The 4,256-nt window shown below is 71.6% G+C and carries 2 protein-coding genes and 1 pseudogene; 2 read left to right on the top strand and 1 reads right to left on the bottom strand.

Features of this window, described 5'->3' with window-relative positions; all coding sequences use genetic code 11:
* Positions 1-566 (top strand): annotated as a pseudogene (locus MXD58_RS30805) (hypothetical protein); the annotation flags it as partial.
* On the opposite strand, the gene MXD58_RS21405 reads toward MXD58_RS30805, so the two are convergent.
* Positions 488-1,168 carry an MBL fold metallo-hydrolase gene (locus tag MXD58_RS21405; RefSeq protein ID WP_248839949.1) on the bottom strand — a complete coding sequence of 227 codons (681 nt, stop codon included), beginning with the start codon at positions 1,166-1,168 and terminating at the stop codon, positions 488-490. The pseudogene MXD58_RS30805 and the gene MXD58_RS21405 overlap by 79 nt on opposite strands.
* A gap of 188 nt (positions 1,169-1,356) precedes the next feature.
* Here MXD58_RS21405 and uvrA point away from each other — a divergent pair.
* Positions 1,357-4,256 (top strand): excinuclease ABC subunit UvrA (uvrA, locus tag MXD58_RS21400; protein WP_250609802.1); only part of this gene is annotated, 2,900 nt, incomplete at its 3' end.

Below are 4,256 nucleotides of genomic sequence, written 5' to 3'. Positions count from 1 at the left end.
CGACGACGCCGGCCGACGCGGGCACCGCCACGGCGACGGGCGTCCAGGACGTCCGGCCGGGCGGCTCGAGCGGACGGCCGTTGACGTTCACCGCCCGCCGATGCGGCCGTCTCGCCGCCAACGCGGCGGTCGTCTGGCTCGTCGCCACGCTGGCCGAGCTGGTGTTCAGCCTGTCGGAGATCTCCGCGCGGCCGGTCGGTGACGTGCTGGACGTGGCCTCGCTGCGGTCGTTCGTCTCGGCGACCGCGCAGGGCCGGGCCCTGCTCGTCGTCGCCGCGATCGCCGCCGTCGTGGCGATCGTCGGGCGGACGGTGACGACGACGACCGCGGCCGGTGCTTCGCTGGCCGTCGCCGCGGCGGGCGCACCGCCGGCTGGTCGTTCTGGCGGGCTCGGCGTCCGCGATCGCCCTTTCGAGGGACCGGGGGCCGATACCCCACCATGGTCGCCGGACGCGACCGGGGCGGCCCAGGTCGGCACCGCGGCCGATCACCAGCCGCGGGCGCGCCATTCGGCCAGGTGGGGGCGTTCCGCGCCGAGGGTCGTGTCGTGGCCGTGGCCGGGGTAGATCCAGGTCGCGTCGGGTAGCGGGCCGAACACCTTCTCCTCCAGCCCGTCCATCAGCGAGGTGAAGTGCTCGGCGTTGCCGCGGGTGTTGCCGGCGCCACCGGGAAAGAGGCAGTCGCCTGTGAAGAGGTGCGGGTGGGCCGGGTCGGCGTCGTGGAGCAGGGCGATCGAGCCCGGGGTGTGGCCGACGAGGTGGATCGCCCGCAGGGTGGTCCGGCCGACGGTGATCACATCACCGTCGTGCACGATGCGGGCCGTCGGGACCGGGATCGCCGCCGCGTCGTCGGCGTGGGCGACCGTGCGGGCGCCGGTGGCGGCCGTCACCTCGGCGAGGGCCTGCACGTGGTCGTAGTGCTGGTGGCTGGTCACGATCGTCGCGAGGCCGGCGTCGCCGATCAGCCCGAGCAGCGTCGCCGGCTCGTTGGCGGCGTCGATGAGGAGCTGCTCGTCGGTCTCGGTGCAACGCAGCAGGTAGGCGTTGTTGTTCAGGGGGCCGACGGCCACCTTCGTCACCGTCAGTCCGGGCAGTACCCGCACCTCCGCCGGGCCACCCACGGTGACCTCGCCGGTGTACTGGTCGCCGGGTCCGTTGTCGTTGCGCATGGGTGGTCTCCCGGGCATCGAAGGGAACACCATCCTTTCGCACGTGGTTACGGTGCGTCGGATGGCCGCGCCGGTCCGGTCCGGTGCGGCGGGGCGGGCGAACGGCCGTGCGAAAACTGTCGGACCCCATCCGTAGCATGGCGGCACCTGCCCGGGTCCGATTTCCGGAAGATCATGAGGGATCGACGATGGCCGACCGTCTTGTCGTGCGCGGCGCGCGTGAGCACAACCTCCGCGACGTCGATCTTGATCTGCCCCGCGACGGGCTGATCGTCTTCACCGGCATGTCCGGGTCCGGCAAGTCCAGCCTCGCCTTCGACACGATCTTCGCCGAGGGGCAGCGCCGGTACGTCGAGTCGCTGTCGGCCTACGCCCGCCAGTTCCTCGGCCAGATGGACAAGCCCGACGTCGACTTCATCGAGGGCCTCTCGCCCGCGGTCTCCATCGACCAGAAGTCGACCAACCGCAACCCGCGGTCCACCGTCGGCACCATCACCGAGGTCTACGACTACCTGCGGTTGCTGTTCGCCCGCGCCGGCCGGCCGCACTGTCCGAAGTGCGGGCGGCCGATCTCCCGCCAGACCCCGCAGCAGATCGTCGACCGGCTGCTCGAACTGCCCGAGGGCACCCGGTTCCAGGTGCTCGCGCCGGTCGTGCGCGGCCGCAAGGGGGAGTACCTCGACCTGTTCGCCGAGCTGCAGAGCTCCGGGTTCGCCCGAGCCCGCGTCGACGGCGAGGTCGTCGCGCTCACCGAGGCGCCGAAGCTCGAGAAGCAGCGCAAGCACACCATCGAGGTCGTCGTGGACCGGCTGGCGGCGAAGTCCTCGGCCAAGCGCCGCCTGAGCGACTCGATCGAGACGGCACTGCGCTTGGGCAGCGGGCTGGTCCTCATCGACTTCGTCGACCGGCCCGCCGAGGACCCCGAGCGCGAGCGGATGTACTCCGAGCACCTCGCCTGCCTCTACGACGACCTTTCCTTCGAGGAGCTCGAGCCCCGCTCGTTCTCGTTCAACTCGCCGTACGGCGCCTGCCCCGACTGCAGTGGCATCGGCACCCGCAAGGAGGTCGACCCGGAGCTGGTCGTGCCCGACCCGACGCTGTCGCTGTCGCAGGGCGCGGTGGCACCGTGGTCGAGCGGTCACAACAAGGAGTACTTCGAGCGGCTGCTCACCGCCCTCGCCGAGGACCTCAGCTTCCGGATGGACACGCCCTGGGAGGGCCTGCCGGAACGGGCCCGCAAGGCGGTCCTGCACGGCAGCGGCGACACCGAGATCCACGTCGGCTACACCAACCGGTACGGCCGCAAGCGCTCGTACTACACCTCGTTCGAGGGCGTGATCGGGTTCCTCGGCCGCCGGCACCGGGAGGCCGAGTCGGACACCAGCCGGGAGCGCTACGAGGGCTACATGCGCGACGTGCACTGTCCGACCTGCCGCGGCGCGCGGCTGCGACCCGAGTCACTCGCGGTGACCATGGGCGGCCGGTCGATCGCCGAGGTCGCCGGGATGGCCATCGGCGAGTGCGCCACGTTCCTGCGGGAGCTCGAGCTCTCGGAGCGGGAACGGACGATCGCCGGGCGGGTGCTCAAGGAGGTCGACGCCCGGCTCACGTTCCTGCTCGACGTCGGCCTGGACTATCTCTCCCTCGACCGGGCCGCCGGCACGCTTGCCGGCGGCGAGGCGCAGCGCATCCGGCTGGCCACGCAGATCGGCTCGGGCCTCGTCGGCGTGCTCTACGTGCTCGACGAACCGTCGATCGGCCTGCACCAGCGGGACAACCGCCGGCTCATCCAGACCCTGACCCGGCTGCGCGACCTCGGCAACACCCTCATCGTCGTCGAGCACGACGAGGACACCATCCGGGCGTCGGACTGGGTCGTCGACATCGGTCCCGGTGCCGGCGAGCACGGCGGGCGGGTTGTCGTCTCCGGGACCGTCGAGGAGCTGCTGGCCAGCGAGGAGTCGATGACCGGTGCCTACCTGTCCGGCCGCCGGCAGATCCCGGTGCCCGACATCCGCCGCGTCCCGACGAAGGGCCGGGCGCTGACGGTGCACGGCGCCCGCGAGCACAACCTGCGCGACGTCACGGTGTCGTTCCCCCTCGGGTGCTTCGTGACCGTCACCGGCGTGTCCGGCTCCGGCAAGTCGACGCTCGTCAACGACATTCTCGCCGCGGTCCTCGCGAACCGGCTCAACGGCGCCCGGGAGGTGCCCGGCCGGCACCGCACCGTGTCCGGTCTCGACGAGCTCGACAAGGCCGTCCGCGTCGACCAGTCGCCCATCGGCCGGACCCCGCGCTCGAATCCGGCCACCTATACCGGCGTGTTCGACCACATCCGCCGGCTGTTCGCCGAGACCACCGAGGCGAAGGTGCGCGGATACCAGCCCGGCCGGTTCTCGTTCAACGTCAAGGGCGGCCGCTGTGAGGCGTGCTCCGGCGACGGCACCATCAAGATCGAGATGAACTTCCTGCCGGACGTGTACGTCCCCTGCGAGATCTGCCATGGCGCCCGCTACAACCGGGAGACCCTGGAGGTCCACTACAAGGGCCGCAGCATCTCCGAGGTGCTCGACATGCCGATCGAACAGGCCGCGGAGTTCTTCGCGGCGGTCCCCTCGATCGCCCGGCACCTGCGCACCCTCAACGACGTCGGGCTCGGTTACGTGCGTCTCGGCCAGCCGGCGCCGACGCTGTCCGGCGGGGAGGCGCAGCGGGTGAAGCTCGCCGCCGAACTGCAGCGGCGCTCCACCGGCCGGACGGTCTACGTGCTGGACGAGCCGACGACCGGCCTGCACTTCGAGGACATCCGCAAGCTGCTCGGCGTCCTGGGCCGCCTCGTCGACGCCGGCAACACCGTCATCGTCATCGAGCACAACCTCGATGTGATCAAGACGGCCGACTGGATCATCGACATGGGGCCCGAAGGTGGCTCAGGTGGGGGCAGGGTCGTCGCCGAGGGAACGCCGGAGACCATCGCGGCGGTACCCGAGAGCCACACAGCGGTCTTCCTGCGGGAGATCCTGGGGGATCGGGTCGCCGCGGCGCCGACGGCCGGCAAGGGCGGGCGGGGACGGCGCCTGGCCGAGGC

The organism is Frankia sp. AgKG'84/4 (assembly GCF_023242965.2).
In the GTDB taxonomy this organism is placed as follows: Bacteria; Actinomycetota; Actinomycetes; order Frankiales; family Frankiaceae; genus Frankia.
The sequence above is the reverse complement of the archived record's forward strand: the minus strand, read 5'-3'. Positions and strand labels throughout refer to the sequence as shown.